This is a genomic window from Methylobacterium sp. E-016, from assembly GCF_022829745.1.
Classification (GTDB): domain Bacteria; phylum Pseudomonadota; class Alphaproteobacteria; order Rhizobiales; family Beijerinckiaceae; genus Methylobacterium.
The window spans coordinates 1-14573 of record NZ_JAKSYF010000202.1; the positions used below are offsets into that span (position 1 = coordinate 1).

A 14573-nucleotide genomic window follows, 5' to 3' on the forward strand; every position below is an offset into this window, starting at 1 on the left:
GCACCGCGTCGCCTGCCACCTCTACGATCGCGCCGAGGTGGCGGCATGAGCGCGCCCGCGCCGTACGTCGAGGTCGAGGGCCTGCGACGGCTGTTCGACGTGTCGAAGCCGTGGCTCAACCGGATGATCGAGCGGCAGCCGAAGCAGTGGCTGAAGGCGGTCGACGGCGTCGCCTTCACGATCGAGCGCGGCGAGACCTTCGCCCTGGTCGGCGAATCCGGCTCCGGCAAGTCGACGGTCGCGCGCATGGTGGTCGGCCTGCTTCCGCCGAGCGCGGGCGACGTCCGCATCACCGGCGTCTCGATGACCGATCCGGCGCAGAATGCGGCCCGCCGCCGGCTGCGGCGACGCATCCAGATGGTGTTCCAGGACCCCTACGCGTCGATGAACCCGCGCTGGCGTGTCGGACGGATCGTCGCCGAGCCGATCCGGGCCTTCGACCTGATCCGGGGCGAGACGGCGATCGCCGACCGCGTCGGGGAGCTGCTCACGCTGGTCGGCCTGCATCCCGACGACCGGGTGAAGTACGCGCACGCCTTCTCCGGCGGGCAGCGCCAGCGCATCGCCATCGCCCGCGCGCTCGCGTCGGAAGCGGAGTTCCTGGTCGGCGACGAGCCGACCTCGGCGCTCGACGTGTCGGTGCAGGCACAGATCCTCAACCTGATGCGCGACCTGCAGGACCGGCTCGGGCTGACCTACCTGTTCATCAGTCACAACCTCGCCGTGGTGCGCCACATGGCGACACGGATCGGCGTGATGTATCTCGGCCGCGTCGTCGAGATCGGCGGCGGGCGCGAGCTGTTCACGCATCCGAAGCATCCCTATACCCGGATGCTGCTCGACGCGGTGCCCGATATCGGCCTGACCGGGCGGCAGCGCACGCCGGTCTCCGGCGAGATCCCCAACCCGATCGACCCGCCGCCGGGCTGCAGCTTCAACCCGCGTTGCCCCTTCGCCGACGACCGCTGCCGGGCCGAGGTGCCGGCGCTGATCGATGGCGTCGCCTGCCACGCCTATCAGGAAGGGCGGCTGACCTGACCGCCTGCCCGATGGAGTTCCGATGACATCCAGCGCGCCGTCCGACATCCTCGACATGAGCGCGGTCGCGCTGTCCGCCGCGATCCACCGGAAGGCGGTGTCCTGCGTCGAGGTGATGCAAGCCGCGCTCGCGCGGATCGCGCGGCTGAACCCGGCGGTGAACGCGATCGTCGCGCTGCAGGACCCGGGCCGCCTGATCGCGGAAGCCGCGGAACGCGACGCCCGCCTCGCCCGCGGCGAGAGCGCCGGCCCGCTTCACGGCTTTCCCCTGGCGGTGAAGGATTTCGATGCGGTCCGCGGCCTGCCGTTCACGCAGGGCTCGCCGATCTTCCGCGACCGGATCGCGCCGGCCGACTCGATCATGGCGGGACGGCTTCGCCGCGGCGGCGCCGTGTTCATCGGCAAGACCAACGTCCCGGAATTCGGCCTCGGCTCGCACACCTTCAACCCGGTCTACGGCGCCACCGCCAACGCCTACGACCAGAGCAGGTCCGCGGGCGGCTCGAGCGGCGGCGCCGCGGTATCGGTGGCGTTGCGGATGCAGCCGGTGGCCGACGGCAGCGACCATGCCGGCAGCCTTCGCAACCCGCCGGCCTTCAACAACCTGTTCGGCCTGCGCACCAGCTACGGCCGGATCCCGATCGCCGCACCGGACGTGTTCACGCCGGGCTTCGGCGTCTCCGGTGCGATCGGCCGCTCGCCGGCCGATATCGGCCTGATGCTGTCGGTTCAGGCCGGCGCCGACCCGCGCGTGCCGTTCTCGATCCCGCAGGATCCGGCGATCTTCGCCGAGGACCTGAAGCGCGATTTTTCCGGCACGCGGATCGCGTGGCTCGGCGACCTCGACGGGCAGCTGCCCTTCGATCCCGGGGTGCTGGAATGCGGGGCCGAGGCGCTATCGGCCTTCGAGGCGGTCGGCTGCCGCGTCGAGCACGCCCAGCCCGCCTTCGACATGGAGCGGCTGTGGCAGGACTACGTCCTGCTGCGCGCCTGGATGAATGCGTCGAGCCTCCGCCCGCTCTACGACGACCCGGCGCACCGCGCCTTGCTCAAGCCCGAGGCGATCTGGGAGGTCGAGCACGGGCTGGCCCTCACCGCCGACCAGATCAGGTCGGCGCAGGAGGGTCGCACCGCCTGGTACGAGGCCGTGCGGACCTTCATGGAGCGCTTCGACTTCCTGGTGATGCCGAGCGCGCAGGTGTTCCCGTTCGCGATCGGCCTCGATTGGCCGAAAGAGGTCGGCGGGCGCAGGATGGACACCTATCACCGCTGGATGCAGGTGGTGATCCCGGCGACCATGAGCGGCCTGCCGTCCCTGAACGTTCCGGCCGGGTTCGGCCCCGGCGGGCTGCCGACCGGCATCCAGATCGTCGGCCCCAACCGGGGCGAGCTGGCTTGCCTGCAGCTCGGCGCCGCCTACGACGCGGCGGCCGGCTGGGTCTCGCGCCGGCCGCCGCCGCTGCTCGGGGCATGACCCCGACCCTTCGACCCGAAGCCCTGCAATCCTGAGACGCACCGGACGCGATCACCCGTTCGGCCGGTTGCAAGCGTTCGTTGCGTCGCGGACACAATCGGGGTTTTTGCGGCCGCAACGGGATGAAACGCGGGCGGAGCGCGGTTCGGCGTGTCTATAAGATCGGCCATGAGCAATGCGGTTCGCCCCTCCTCGAAGCCGCGTGCGGCTTATCTCGCCCTCCCCCTCGCGATCGCCCTCGGCGGATCGGCCCTCGCCGCCGACCTCGGCGCGATCATGCCGCGGGCAGTGCCGACCTTCGCGCAGGTCGATCCCGACACCTGGATCGTGACCCTGACCGGCAACCTCCAGTTCACGCCGCGCTATCCCGGCTCGGAGGACTACACGGTGATCGGCTACCCGGCGATCGACGTGCGCCGCGCCGGCGAGCCGCGCCGCTTCTCCGCGCCCGACGACGGGTTCAGCTTCTCGCTCTACGACAACGCGGTGTTCCGCATCGGCCCGACCGCGCGTTTCGTGCCGGGCCGCTACTACGGCGACGACCGCCGGCACCTGTTCGGCTTCCGCGATGCGCGCTTCGCCGTCGAGCCGGGCCTGTTCATCGAGTTCTACCCGATCCCGTCGATCCGCACGCGGGTGGAAGTCCGGCAGGGCGTGTACGGGCACCACGGCACCGTCGGCTCGGTCGGGGCGGACTACATCCTGCCGGTCGACCGCTTCCAGTTCTCGATCGGACCGCGCCTGAACATCGGCGACGCCTCCTACGCGCGGAAGTACTTCGGCGTCACCGCCGACGAAGCCGCCGTGAACGGTCGCGTCGCCGCCTACGACCCCGGCAGCTTCTTCTCCGCGGGCGTGCTCGGCGCGGTCACCTACACCCAGGACGCGACCTGGGCCTATACCGGCTACGCCGGCTACTCGCGCATCCTCGGCTCCTCCGGCGACAGCCCGCTGGTGCGGCGCCCGTTCGGCAACCCAGACCAGTTCCTGTTCGGCCTGAAGGTCGACTACTCCTTCGCCACGCGGTCCTGGTTCTGAGCGCGCGCCGACCGTCGGCGCGTCCGGCAGACGGCCCCTCCTGCCGCACCGACGTCCGAGGCGGCTCGCGGGCGACCGTGAGCGTCGGCCGGAGCGTCGGGCGCCCGCATCGAGAACCGTGAGGCTCGGCAGCCATGGAGGCCGATAGCCCACGGGCGGTGACTTAGCTTCGCGTCCGCACGCCAAGCTCATCGATCGCCTGCATTGACCCGCAGGCCGGTCTCGGGCGACACGACCCGATGCAATCCTTCTTCCGCGTCACGGCCTGGCTCGTGGTGGCCGCGCTCGTCTTCGTCACCCTGTCGCCGATCGACCTGCGGCCGTCCGTGGCGCCCGCGAACGTCGAGCGCGCGCTCGCCTACGGCGCGCTCGGGATGCTGTTCGCCCTCGCCTATCCGCGCCGATGGCTCGTCGTCCTCGTCGGCGTCGTCGCCCTCGCGGCCATCCTGGAGCTCGGGCAGGGTCTCACCCTGACCCGGCACGGCCGCCTCGCCGATTTCGTCGTCAAGGGCGGCGCGGCGATGCTCGGGACCGGCCTCGCCATCGCCACCACCACGCTCGTGTCGCGCCGCGCACGCTCCTAGAGCGCAGCGGTCAAGCCGCTTGCACCCGGGCGACGCGGCGGGTACAGCACGCCACCCGGTCGAACCGTCCGCCGCCCGCGCGATGCGCGGCGCCGACGCTTGCCGGGCACGGAGGGGTGGCCGAGTGGTTGAAGGCGCACGCCTGGAAAGTGTGTATACCGGAAACGGTATCGCGGGTTCGAATCCCGCTCCCTCCGCCACGGACCGCTGACTTTCGGTTTTTCGCCGTCTCCCGTGGCACGGCGCCCTCGGTCTCGAGCGTCGCTCGACCGTGGCGTTTGTCTCGCATCATACCGGCAATCCACAACGTCTCGGCGGGGCGGGCAGCAACAGCGACGCCGACGACTGGCCGAGCCGTCGCGATGGCATCCTGCCGATGCGCCGGCCCGACGAGGGCTCGTCGGGCCGCGCCGACGCATTCGGCACGAAATTTCCGGCTTCGGAGAGCCGAGGTGCGCTGGAGCACCCCGAAGCGGCTGCGTCGGGCGCAGGAAACATTCGTGCAACCCGCGGCGCCTACCGTGGGTGCGTTCGATGACCCGACGACGGCGAGGCAGCACAGATGACCATCGCGACCCGGCTCCTGCGTCTTCCCGTCGTCCTCGTGGCCCTGGCCTTCGCCGTCACGCCGCTCGCCAACCCGCTCCTCCTGGCATTGGCCGCCCTCGCGACCGGCCTGCTGCTGGCCTATCGCTGCCTCGCCGACCTGCTGTCGGCGGAGCACGAGTCGACGGTCGGCCAGACGGTGTTCCGCCACTATCTCTGAGCCGGCCCGGTTGCCGCGCGCGGTGGGGATCTCCGAGCGCTACGAGACCGCGGTCAGCTTGTCGGCCATCGATTGCGCCTTGTCCCGGCGCGACGAGAACGCCATCGTGTAGAACACGCGCTGCACGCCGATCTGGCTCAGCCGCTCCTCGCACAGCTCGATCAGCCGGCAGATGTCGGCGAGCTCGCCCTCGATGTTGGTGCCGTTGGCATGCATCTCGGCGTCGAGCCCGCTCGTCTCCAGGATCGTCTTGATCTCGCGGACGTAGGGCGAGACCGAGGGGCCGACGCCCATCGGCACGATGCACAGATCTGCAACAACCTTCATGAACTTGTCCTCGGTGGCGGGCGCGGGGTTATGTCCGGCTGCAACGCCCGCTACATAGCGAGCCAGACCGCAGGAAGCCGGCACCGCGCCGTTCTGGCCGAACCGTGCCGCGTTTCCCAGCCCGACCCAACCCCCAACCCAACCGACTGTCGATGGAGATCTTCGTGACCGACCCCAAGCGCCGCGCCTCCCTGGCGGCCGTTGCCGCGGTGGCGCTCGCCTGTTTCGCCGGCGGCGCCGAGGCGGCCCAGTGCGGCAACTCGGCGAGCGGCTTCGAGGCCTGGAAGACCCAGTTCGCCGAGGAAGCCCGCGGCCGGGCGAGCGCCGCGAGCCTCGCCGCCCTGCAGGAGACCTCCTACTCGACGCCGACCATCTCGGCCGACCGGGGCCAGAAGAGCTTCAAGCTCTCGCTCGATCAGTTCCTGGCCAAGCGCGGCGCCACCACCATCGTTTCGCGCGGGCGGGCGCTCAAGCGCCAGAACGCGGCGCTGTTCGCGCAGATCGAGCAGCGCTACGGCGTTCCCCCCGGCCCGCTGCTGGCGATCTGGGGCATGGAGACCGGGTTCGGCGCGGTGCGCGGCAACGTCAACACGCTGTCCGCGGTGGCGACGCTGGCCTACGATTGCCGCCGCTCGGCCTACTTCACCGACCAGCTCTACGCGGCCCTCACCCTGGTCGACCGCGGCCTGATCACGTCCGCCACGCGCGGCGCGGCCCACGGCGAGGTCGGGCATACCCAGTTCCTGCCGAAGAACGTGCTGACCTACGGCACCGGCGACCTCAACAACGTCGGCGCGGCGCTCAGCTCGACGGCGAATTTCCTGAAGGGTCACGGCTGGCAGGCCGGCGCCGGATACCAGCCCGGCGAGCCCAACTTCGCCGCGCTCCAGGGCTGGAACGCCGCCTCGGTGTACCAGCGCGCCATCGCCCTGATGGGCCGGCAGATCGACGGGGACTGACCTCGGCGATCGGACAGGCCGCCACGGCGACGAACCCCGGCCGAGAACGGCCACGATTCGTCGCCGGTTAACCATAAAGCCGCCCCACAAAAACCGGGCGGGCTGAGCCATCTCACCGCTCGGCCGATCGGGCCGGGAGGGTGCGGATCAGCCCGCTTGCACGGATACGTCCGGCAGTCGCGGGATCGGATCGACGGCATCCGTTTGGCAACAGGCGGTGCCCGCATGGTCGAAGATCCCTCCTCCGGCCCACAGGCGCAACGGTTTCGGTCGAGCACGAGCCTGCGCCGCGTCGCCCTCAGGGCGGCCTCGGTCGCAGCCGTCGCCGCCCTCGTCTCGGGAAGCGTCGTCCTCGGCGGCCTGCGCACCGCACCGACATCGGACCCCCTCGTCGCCTCGGCCGGCGCCGTGCCCGGCGCGGTCGCTCAGGACCCGGCGCCGACGCTCGGAGCGGAAGCCCGCGCGCGGTGGCGGGAGGCCCTGCTCGAAGCGTTCCCCGACTGGTCCGCCGAGCGCCCGCAGGCGCCGCCGGAGCCGGCGACCCCGTTCGCGCAGCAGGAGCCGGTCCCGCAGGACACGCCGCCTCCGGGCGCACCGCCTGCTGCCGAGCCGAACTTGCTGGCGCAGACCGTGCCGCTCCCGGTGCCGCGGCCGCCGGAGTTCCGGCGCCCGATCGGTCCCGAGACGACCCGCCGCGCCGACCGGCAGGCGTCCCGCCGCAGCCGGACGGCGCAGATCCCGGCGCCCGCCCCCGACGATCGCAATTTCCTGGAGAAGTTCTTCGGCATCGAGCGCACCGCGACGCCGGCGTTGGCCTATGCCGCACTGGAGACGCCCTCCCCCGCGAACCTGCCGCGCCAGCGGATCGTGCCCCCGGCCAACCCCGACCCGGCGGCGGTCGCGATCTACGACATCAGCGCGCGGATCGTGACGCTGCCCAACGGCACCAAGCTCGAGGCGCATTCCGGCCTTGGCGAGATGATGGACGACCCGCGCAACGTCCACGTGCGGATGCGGGGGGCGACGCCGCCCGGCACATACGACCTCACCGAGCGCGAGGACCTGTTCCACGGCGTCCGCGCGATCCGGCTCACGCCGGTCGGCGGCACCGCCGCGGTCTACGGCCGGGTCGGGCTCCTCGCCCACACCTACATGCTGGGGCCGACAGGGGCCTCGAACGGCTGCGTGTCGTTCAAGGACTACCAGGCCTTCCTGCAGGCCTACCTGCGCGGCGAGGTCCAGCGCCTCGTCGTCGTGCCCGGCCGCGGCCAGGACGCGCCGCCGAGCGTCGCCCAGCAGAGCCCCCCGGCTCCGGCCCCGACGCCGGGCCGTTCGGCCCGGCTTGGCAACGACGTGTAGGGGCGCCGCCTTAGAGCGGCACCACGGGGCCCTTCTTCGCCGACAGCCCGTCGATCAGCTTCGGATCGAGCTTGGTGTGGGCCTGGACGAGCGCGTGCGGCGTCAGCGCCATCCACTGGCGCAGGGACAGGTCGGCGTAGCGCGGGCTCTTGAACATCTCGAGGAAGGTCAGCGGCGTGTCGCCGGTGTTCTCGATGTAGTGGCCCATGGCGAACGGCACGTAGCCGACGTCGCCGCCCTGGTAGTCAAAGGTCCGCGCCTTCGACTCCGAGCCGAACACCGTCATCCGCCCCTTGCCGGAGAGGTAGTACTGCCACTCGTCGCCGTTCGGGTGCCAGTGCAATTCCCGCATCGCGCCGGGTTCGAGCTCGACCAGCGCCGCGGCGATCGTCTCCGAGGCCGGGAAGTTGGTCGAATCGGTGATCCGCACCGTTCCGCCCTTCGTGCGAATCGGCTCCTGCGCCAGCATCCGGTGGCTGAACGACTTCGGGATCGGCCCGGCGCCCCCCATCCGGTCGCCCGCCAGCGGGCCGGGCTTCGGGCCGGGGAAGATGTAGAGCTCGCGCTCGGGGATGTTCGCGAAGGCGCTTTCCGGCAGGCCGAAGTTCTTGGCGAGCACCTCCTTCGGGGTGTGCGCCAGCCAGTCGGTGATCAGGAAGGTCGAGTCTTCCGAGAAGCCGCCATCGTCGAACACCAGCAGGAACTCGCAGCCGTCGACGTCGGATTCCAGCGCCTGGATCGAGTGCGGGATGCCGGAGGGGAAGTACCACAGGTCGCCCTCGCCGACGTCGTCCGCGAAGGTCCGCCCGTCCGGATCGATGGCGGTGATCCGGGCACGGCCCTTGATCATGTACGACCACTCGGCCTCCTTGTGCCAATGCATCTCGCGCACCGCGTTGGCCTTCAGGCGCATGTTCACGCCCGCCATCGCCTTCGAGATCGGCAGCTCGCGCACCGTGGTCTGCCGGGCCCAGCCGCCCTCCTCCAGGCGCATGTGGCTGTCGGCGAACGACCATTTCAGGTTCGGCATCGTGCCGTGGTCGGTGGCGGGCGGCGCGACGGTATAGGGATCCTCGGCCTCGCGGGCGGGGTTGCGCGGCCCGAGGATGTCCGCCCCCTTGCCGGCGCGCTCGGGCATCGGCCCTTCGGCGGCGCGGGCACCGCCGGCAGCGAGCGCGGTGCCGGCGGCGATCAGGGTACGGCGTGAGATGTCGTTCATGCGGCCTGTCCGTGGATGCGATGGGTCGTGCGCCGTCGCCCGGCCCGGGTCCGTCGGTGGATCGTCGGCGTGGCGACGGCGTGCGCGGCAGGACAAGCCGCATGGTTGCGATCCGATCCCGCCATTCCCGGCATGGCTGCAACGCGTGGCGGGCGAACCTGTCCGAACGGTCATCTTCCCGCGATCTCCCGGTCATCCGGGCGGGTGCAGGATGCGGACGACCGAATGATGGAGGGCAGCCCGACCGTGACCGTCCAAGCCCATTCCGCCCCGTCCCGGTCCGCGCTATGGACCGAATCCATGCGGCTCCTGATCATCGAGGACGATCGCGAGGCGGTCTCCTACCTCGTCAAGGCGTTCCGGGAGGCCGGGCACCTCGCCGACCACGCGACCGACGGCCTCGACGGCTACGGCCTCGCCTGCGACGGCGCCTACGACGTGCTGATCGTCGACCGGATGCTGCCGAAGCTCGACGGGCTTTCGCTGATCCGCTCCCTGCGCGAGCAGAGGGTGACGACGCCGGTGCTGATCCTGTCGGCGCTGGGGCAGGTGGACGACCGGGTGAAGGGCCTGCGCGCCGGCGGCGACGACTACCTGCCGAAGCCCTACGCCTTCTCGGAGCTGCTCGCCCGCGTCGAGGTGTTGGCCCGGCGCGGCGGCTCGTCCGCCGCGAGCGCCGAGGCGACCGCCTACCGCGTCGGCGACCTCGAGCTCGACCGGCTCTCCCACCGGGTGACGCGGGCGGGCCAGGACGTCGCCCTGCAGCCGCGCGAGTTCCGGCTGCTGGAGTACCTGATGCGCCATGCCGGCCAGGTCGTGACCCGGACCATGCTCCTGGAGCACGTCTGGGACTATCACTTCGACCCGCAGACCAACGTCATCGACGTGCACGTCTCGCGCCTCAGGGCCAAGCTCGACAAGGGTTTCGGCACGCCGATGATCCACACCATCCGCGGCGCCGGCTACATCCTGCGCGCCGACGAGGCGCGACCGCCATCATGATGCCCGCGAGGACGGATCGAGCCCGCGCGATCGCCGGCATCCTCATCCCGTGACGCCGCAAGTCCCGACCCCGGACAGCGCCTTCGTCCGCATCCAGAAGCTGTTCCGGACGACGGCGTTCAAGCTGTCGATCGCGTACCTCGTCGTGTTCGCGGCCTGCGCCGGGGTGGCGCTCGGCACCATCGCCTGGAGCGCCCGTCGCGTCCTCGACGACCAGATCGTCTCGACGATCGACGCCGAGATCAACGGGCTCGCCGAGCAGTACAACGGCGGCGGCCTGCGCCGGCTGATCTCCGCAGTCGAGCGAAGGGCGGCCGAGCCCGGCGCCTCGCTCTACCTCGTGACCACGGCCAACGGCGACCACGTGGTCGGCAACGTCGGCGACCTGCCCGCGAGCGTGCTGGCGACGCCGGGACAGGCGGAGACCGTCTACGGCCGCAGCCGCGAGACGCAAGGGCGCGAGACCCATCGCGCGATCGTGCGCATCTTCACTTTGCCCGGCGGCTTCCGGCTGCTCGTCGGCCGCGACGTCGAGGAGCGCGACCGCCTGCGCGGGGTGATCGCAAGCACCTTCGGCACCTCGCTCGCGGTCGTGGTGCTGCTCGGCGTCATCGGCGGCTGGGTGGTCGCCGGCCGGGTCCTCAAGCGGGTCGACGCGATGACCGAGACCGCCGGCACCATCATGGCGGGCGATCTCGGCCGCCGCCTGCCAGTCGCGGGCAACGGCGACGAGCTCGATCGCCTCGCCCAGAACCTGAACCTGATGCTGGAGCGGATCGGCGAGCTGATGCGCGGCCTGCGCGAGGTCTCCGACAACATCGCCCACGACTTGAAGACGCCGCTGACGCGCCTGCGCAACCGCGCCGACGAGGCGCTTCGCGGCGAGCGCTCGCCGGACGCCCTGCGCGCGGCGCTGGACGGGGTGATCGAGGACAGCGACGGCCTGATCCGGGTGTTCAACGCGCTCCTGATGATCGCGCGGCTCGAGGCGGGCAACGCCCGCGAGATGATGGCGCCGTTCGATCTCGGACCGTCCGTGCGGGCGATCGGCGAGCTCTACGAGGCGCTGGCCGAGGAGCGCGGCCAGCGCCTCGACGTGTCGGCGCCGGACGGCCTGATCGTCGACGGCAACCGCGAGCTGGCGGGGCAGGCGCTCGCCAACCTCCTGGACAACGCGATCAAGTACGGCGCCGAGGCCCGCGGCGGGTCGCCGGGCGGGATCGTAATGGCGGCGTCGCGGATCGGTGCGGAAATCGTCGTCACGGTGGCCGATCGCGGCCCGGGCATCCCGGAAGCCGAGCGCGGGCGCGTCCTCGACCGCTTCGTGCGCCTGGAGGACGCCCGATCGGCACCGGGCTTCGGCCTGGGCCTGAGCCTCGTCGCCGCCGTCGTGCGCCTGCATCAGGGGCGCCTGACGCTGGAGGACAACGCGCCCGGCCTGCGCGTGGCGATCGCCCTGCCGGCGGAGGGCGCCGCGAACCGGCGGAGCCCGGACGCTCCGTCGGAGGGCGGGGCCTGATCGCGACGGCGACTTTCGCCGGCCGGGACAGGGCGGCCTGCGCGACGAAGCGCGGACCAACCGGCCCGCGATCGTCACCCGCCGGTGCGTCGGCCGGCAACCGGCACGATCGCGGGATGCGCGCCCTCAGCTCTCGGCGGTCGCTTCGTCGGTCTCCGAAGCCGCCTTGTCCTCGGACGCGTCCTCGTTCTCGAGTTCCGCATCGGCCTCCGCATCCGCGTCGGCGGACGTCGCCTTGGCAATGCTGATGAAGTCGCCCCGGCGGATCGCCTCGCCGCCCGAGGCCATGGTGCTGAGGTAGGCGTTCAGCGTGGCCGGCGCGACGTCGGGCAGGCGCTGCGCGATTTGGGCGGTGGACAGGCCCTGCGGGCCGGCGCTTTCCAGGAGGGCGCGGAGCCGGCCCTTCGCCGAGTTCGCCCGGGGCCCGCGCGGGCCGCGCGTCGAGGTCTGGCCGGGCGTCGCGACGCGCTCGGCGCTCCTTCGGGCCGGGCCGTCGCCGAGCGACACGGCGGCATCGAGCGGCGTGTTGTCGACGATCGACCGCAGCGCCCCCTCGGCCATCTGCAGCTTTGCCAGCTCGGTCCCGATCCGCTCGTACTCGGCCTGAAGGAGATCACGGCGCTGGCTGATTTCCGCAAGTGCCTTCGTGATGGTGTGATCTTCTGCCATGGCCGCCTCTACTCTCGAATGGGGGCCATAACTCATAGGCGCCAAGACGGGTCAAGACCGGCAAGGGCATTGCCATCTGTACGTCAGGAAAACCGCCCTGCGGATGCCGACGCCCTCGCCTGAGGCCGCGGACCGGGTAAGACACGATCGCCGGGCCGCTGCGACGAGCCCGGCGCTGGAACGCATGCGATGACCGAAGACCCAGCCGCCGTCCCCCACGTCTCGATCGACGCGATCGCCGCGCGCTTCGAGCGCTGCGCCGCCACCATCGGGGTCGTCGGGCTCGGCTATGTCGGCCTGCCGCTCTGCCTCGCGGCGACGGAGGCCGGCTTCGCCGTCGTCGGCTTCGACATCGACGCCGACAAGCCGGCGATGCTGATGCGCGGCGAGACCTATCTCGAGCACATTCCGGCGCCGGCGGTGGCGGCGATGGCGGGAAGCGGCCGCTTCCGCGCCACGACCGATTTCGACGGTCTGGCGCAGGTCGACGCGATCCTGATCTGCGTTCCGACGCCGCTCACCCGGCAGCGCGAGCCCGACCTGTCGTTCGTGCGCACGACCACGCAGGAGATCGCGAAGCGCCTGCGGCCGGGGCAGCTGGTCGTGCTCGAATCCACCACCTGGCCGGGAACGACCGATCAGGTCGTGCGGCCGCTGCTCGAGGCGCTCACCGGCTATCGCAGCGGATCGGACTTCTTCCTCGCCTTCTCGCCCGAGCGCGAGGATCCCGGCAACCGCGCCTTCAGCACCGCGACGATCCCGAAGATCGTCGGCGGCGACGGCCCTGCGGCGGCGCGGCTCGCCGAGGCGCTCTATGCGCCGTTCGTCGCCCGCACGGTGATGGTGTCGTCCACCGCGACGGCGGAGGCGACGAAGCTGACGGAGAACATCTTCCGCGCCGTCAACATCGCCCTGGTCAACGAGCTGAAGGTGATCTTCGACGCGATGGGGATCGACGTCTGGGAGGTCATCGAGGCGGCCAAGACCAAGCCGTTCGGCTTCACCCCGTTCTATCCGGGCCCCGGCCTCGGCGGGCACTGCATCCCGATCGATCCGTTCTACCTCACGTGGAAGGCGCGCGAGTTCGGTATCGCGACGAAGTTCATCGAGCTTGCCGGCGAGATCAACCAGCAGATGCCGGGCTTCGTGCTCGACAAGCTGATCCGCGCCCTCGACACCCACGCCGGACGCGGCCTGTCGGGCAGCCGGATCCTGATCGTCGGCCTGGCCTACAAGAAGAACATCTCCGACATCCGCGAGAGCCCGGCGCTCAGGCTCTGGTCGATGCTGGAGGCGCGCGACGCGCGGGTCGCCTACCACGATCCGTTCGTGCCCGCGGTTCCCGCGACGCGGGAATACAGGACGCTACAGGGCGCGAGATCGGTCGCGCTGACGGACGGGACGCTGGCATCGTTCGACGCCGTGCTGATCGTGACCGACCACGACGCGGTCGATTACCCCGCGATCTGCGGGAGCGCCCGGATCGTCGTCGATTGCCGCAATGCGCTTCGCAGCCGCGGGCTGACCGCGAAGATCGTGATCTCGGCGTGATGGCGGCGCGGTCTTCCCTCCCCCCTTTGCGGGAGGGGAAACGCACCCGACCTTCCGGTTCGATCCGACCTCCTAAGTCAGATACGCCTTCAGGTTCCGGCGGATACGGTCGAGCGGGACCTCGGCCGGGTCCGGCAGGGTGAACGTGGCGCCGGTGATCGTCTCGTAGGCGTTGATGTAGACGGCCGCCGTCTCCAGCACGATCTCGGCCGGGATTTCCGGGATCGGGTCGTTGTAGGGGTCGCAGCGCGCCACCACCCAGTTGCGGACGAAATCCTTGTCGAAGCTCTCCGGGGCCGCGCCGGCGGCGAAGCGCTCGGGATAGGTCTTCGCGAACCAGTAGCGGCTGCTGTCGGGAGTGTGGATCTCGTCGGCGAGCACGATGCGGCCGTCGGCGTCGGTGCCGAACTCGTACTTGGTGTCGGCGAGGATCAGCCCGCGCCGCGCCGCGAGGTCCTGGCCGCGGGCGAACAGCGCGAGCGCCGTCTCCGACACGGTCCGCCACTGCGCCGGCGTGAGCAGGCCCTGGTCGAGGATCGCGTCGGCGGTCAGCGGCGCGTCATGGGCACCGTCGGCGGCCTTGGTGGTCGGGGTGATGATCGCCTGCGGCAGCCGCTCGTTCGGGCGCATCCCGTCCGGCAGGGTATGGCCGTACATCGTGCGCGCGCCGGCCTTGTACTGCGTCAGGATCGAGGTCGCAGTGCTGCCGGCGAGGTAGCCCCGCACCACGATCTCCACCGGCAGGATGTCGAGGCGTTGCCCGACGAGCACGTTCGGGTCGGGATAGGCGAGGACGTGGTTCGGGCAGAGGTCGGCGGTCGCCTCGAACCAGTAGCGGGCGGTCTGCGTCAGCACCTGGCCCTTGAAGGGGATCGCGGCGAGCGCCCGATCGAAGGCGCTGATCCGGTCGCTGCTTATCAGGATGCGACGCCCGTCCGGCAGGTCGTAGTTGTCGCGCACCTTGCCGCGATAATGGTTCGGCCATTCCGGCAGCGTCGCGTCCTCGAGGACTTGGTGGGCGTGCGGGGCGAGGGATGCCGTGTCCAAACCGGGTTGCTCCATCAGGCT

Annotated in this window: 14 protein-coding genes and 1 tRNA gene; 11 read left to right on the top strand and 4 right to left on the bottom strand. The window is 71.0% G+C overall.

The annotated features are described in order from the left end of the window. Positions 1 to 45: 45 nt before the first annotated feature. The 6 genes from MKK68_RS28305 to MKK68_RS28330 all read left to right on the top strand — a co-directional run bounded on the left by MKK68_RS28305 (position 46) and on the right by MKK68_RS28330 (position 4900). Complete coding sequence (locus tag MKK68_RS28305) at positions 46 to 1038, top strand: ABC transporter ATP-binding protein (RefSeq protein WP_244033614.1); 993 nt, start codon at positions 46 to 48, stop codon at positions 1036 to 1038. 22 nt (positions 1039 to 1060) lie between these two features. Further along, the gene (locus MKK68_RS28310; protein ID WP_244033615.1) at positions 1061 to 2512 is read left to right on the top strand and encodes an amidase; all 1452 of its coding nucleotides are present in this window, start codon (positions 1061 to 1063) and stop codon (positions 2510 to 2512) included. Between the two features lie 168 nt (positions 2513 to 2680). Next, positions 2681 to 3550, top strand: coding sequence for a MipA/OmpV family protein (locus MKK68_RS28315; protein ID WP_243935265.1), 870 nt, complete (start codon positions 2681 to 2683; stop codon positions 3548 to 3550). A 239-nt stretch (positions 3551 to 3789) separates the two neighbouring features. Then, positions 3790 to 4134, top strand: a complete 345-nt coding sequence (locus MKK68_RS28320) for a hypothetical protein (RefSeq protein WP_147841394.1) — start codon at positions 3790 to 3792, stop codon at positions 4132 to 4134. Positions 4135 to 4244: 110 nt separating this feature from the next. Next, positions 4245 to 4334 (top strand) — tRNA-Ser (locus MKK68_RS28325). 362 nt (positions 4335 to 4696) lie between these two features. Then, entirely contained in the window at positions 4697 to 4900 is a 204-nt protein-coding gene (locus MKK68_RS28330) for a hypothetical protein (protein ID WP_147725574.1), read from the top strand. A gap of 39 nt (positions 4901 to 4939) precedes the next feature. On the opposite strand, the gene MKK68_RS28335 is transcribed toward MKK68_RS28330, so the two are convergent. Then, positions 4940 to 5227: an MTH1187 family thiamine-binding protein gene (locus MKK68_RS28335; RefSeq protein ID WP_147725575.1), complete on the bottom strand. Its 288-nt coding sequence runs from the start codon at positions 5225 to 5227 to the stop codon at positions 4940 to 4942. Between the two features lie 152 nt (positions 5228 to 5379). Between MKK68_RS28335 and MKK68_RS28340 the strand changes: the two genes are divergently transcribed. Both MKK68_RS28340 and MKK68_RS28345 read left to right on the top strand, forming a co-directional pair. Continuing rightward, positions 5380 to 6186 (top strand): lytic transglycosylase domain-containing protein, encoded by an 807-nt coding sequence (locus tag MKK68_RS28340; protein ID WP_409567336.1) that lies wholly within the window; start codon positions 5380 to 5382, stop codon positions 6184 to 6186. 225 nt (positions 6187 to 6411) lie between these two features. After that, entirely contained in the window at positions 6412 to 7545 is a 1134-nt protein-coding gene (locus MKK68_RS28345; RefSeq protein WP_244033616.1) for a DUF2778 domain-containing protein, read from the top strand. Between the two features lie 10 nt (positions 7546 to 7555). On the opposite strand, the gene MKK68_RS28350 is transcribed toward MKK68_RS28345, so the two are convergent. Next, positions 7556 to 8764, bottom strand: coding sequence for an oxalate decarboxylase family bicupin (locus MKK68_RS28350; RefSeq protein WP_147842201.1), 1209 nt, complete (start codon positions 8762 to 8764; stop codon positions 7556 to 7558). A gap of 300 nt (positions 8765 to 9064) precedes the next feature. Here MKK68_RS28350 and MKK68_RS28355 point away from each other — a divergent pair, with 300 nt between their 5' ends. Continuing rightward, the gene (locus tag MKK68_RS28355; protein ID WP_243935262.1) at positions 9065 to 9766 is read left to right on the top strand and encodes a response regulator transcription factor; all 702 of its coding nucleotides are present in this window, start codon (positions 9065 to 9067) and stop codon (positions 9764 to 9766) included. A gap of 49 nt (positions 9767 to 9815) precedes the next feature. Next, positions 9816 to 11285, top strand: a complete 1470-nt coding sequence (locus MKK68_RS28360) for a sensor histidine kinase (RefSeq protein WP_244033617.1) — start codon at positions 9816 to 9818, stop codon at positions 11283 to 11285. A gap of 126 nt (positions 11286 to 11411) precedes the next feature. On the opposite strand, the gene MKK68_RS28365 is transcribed toward MKK68_RS28360, so the two are convergent. Further along, on the bottom strand, positions 11412 to 11954 hold the full coding sequence (locus tag MKK68_RS28365) for a hypothetical protein (RefSeq protein ID WP_244033618.1): 543 nt from the start codon (positions 11952 to 11954) through the stop codon (positions 11412 to 11414). A 189-nt stretch (positions 11955 to 12143) separates the two neighbouring features. Between MKK68_RS28365 and MKK68_RS28370 the strand changes: the two genes are divergently transcribed. Continuing rightward, positions 12144 to 13505, top strand: coding sequence for a nucleotide sugar dehydrogenase (locus MKK68_RS28370; RefSeq protein ID WP_244033619.1), 1362 nt, complete (start codon positions 12144 to 12146; stop codon positions 13503 to 13505). 72 nt (positions 13506 to 13577) lie between these two features. Here the strand turns inward: MKK68_RS28370 and MKK68_RS28375 are convergent, their stop codons facing one another. Further along, on the bottom strand, positions 13578 to 14552 hold the full coding sequence (locus MKK68_RS28375; protein WP_244033620.1) for a phosphoribosylaminoimidazolesuccinocarboxamide synthase: 975 nt from the start codon (positions 14550 to 14552) through the stop codon (positions 13578 to 13580). Positions 14553 to 14573: the final 21 nt, after the last annotated feature.

Bases quoted from the DNA above. Each gene is read 5' to 3' on its own strand.
- MKK68_RS28370 (WP_244033619.1), top strand. From the start codon at position 12,144: ATGACCGAAGACCCAGCCGCCGTCCCCCACGTCTCGATCGACGCGATC.
- MKK68_RS28355 (WP_243935262.1), top strand. From the start codon at position 9,065: ATGCGGCTCCTGATCATCGAGGACGATCGCGAGGCGGTCTCCTACCTC.
- MKK68_RS28305 (WP_244033614.1), top strand. From the start codon at position 46: ATGAGCGCGCCCGCGCCGTACGTCGAGGTCGAGGGCCTGCGACGGCTG.
- MKK68_RS28315 (WP_243935265.1), top strand. From the start codon at position 2,681: ATGAGCAATGCGGTTCGCCCCTCCTCGAAGCCGCGTGCGGCTTATCTC.
- MKK68_RS28310 (WP_244033615.1), top strand. From the start codon at position 1,061: ATGACATCCAGCGCGCCGTCCGACATCCTCGACATGAGCGCGGTCGCG.
- MKK68_RS28335 (WP_147725575.1), bottom strand. From the start codon at position 5,227: ATGAAGGTTGTTGCAGATCTGTGCATCGTGCCGATGGGCGTCGGCCCC.
- MKK68_RS28340 (WP_409567336.1), top strand. From the start codon at position 5,380: ATGGAGATCTTCGTGACCGACCCCAAGCGCCGCGCCTCCCTGGCGGCC.
- MKK68_RS28350 (WP_147842201.1), bottom strand. From the start codon at position 8,764: ATGAACGACATCTCACGCCGTACCCTGATCGCCGCCGGCACCGCGCTC.
- MKK68_RS28320 (WP_147841394.1), top strand. From the start codon at position 3,790: ATGCAATCCTTCTTCCGCGTCACGGCCTGGCTCGTGGTGGCCGCGCTC.
- MKK68_RS28345 (WP_244033616.1), top strand. From the start codon at position 6,412: ATGGTCGAAGATCCCTCCTCCGGCCCACAGGCGCAACGGTTTCGGTCG.
- MKK68_RS28330 (WP_147725574.1), top strand. From the start codon at position 4,697: ATGACCATCGCGACCCGGCTCCTGCGTCTTCCCGTCGTCCTCGTGGCC.
- MKK68_RS28365 (WP_244033618.1), bottom strand. From the start codon at position 11,954: ATGGCAGAAGATCACACCATCACGAAGGCACTTGCGGAAATCAGCCAG.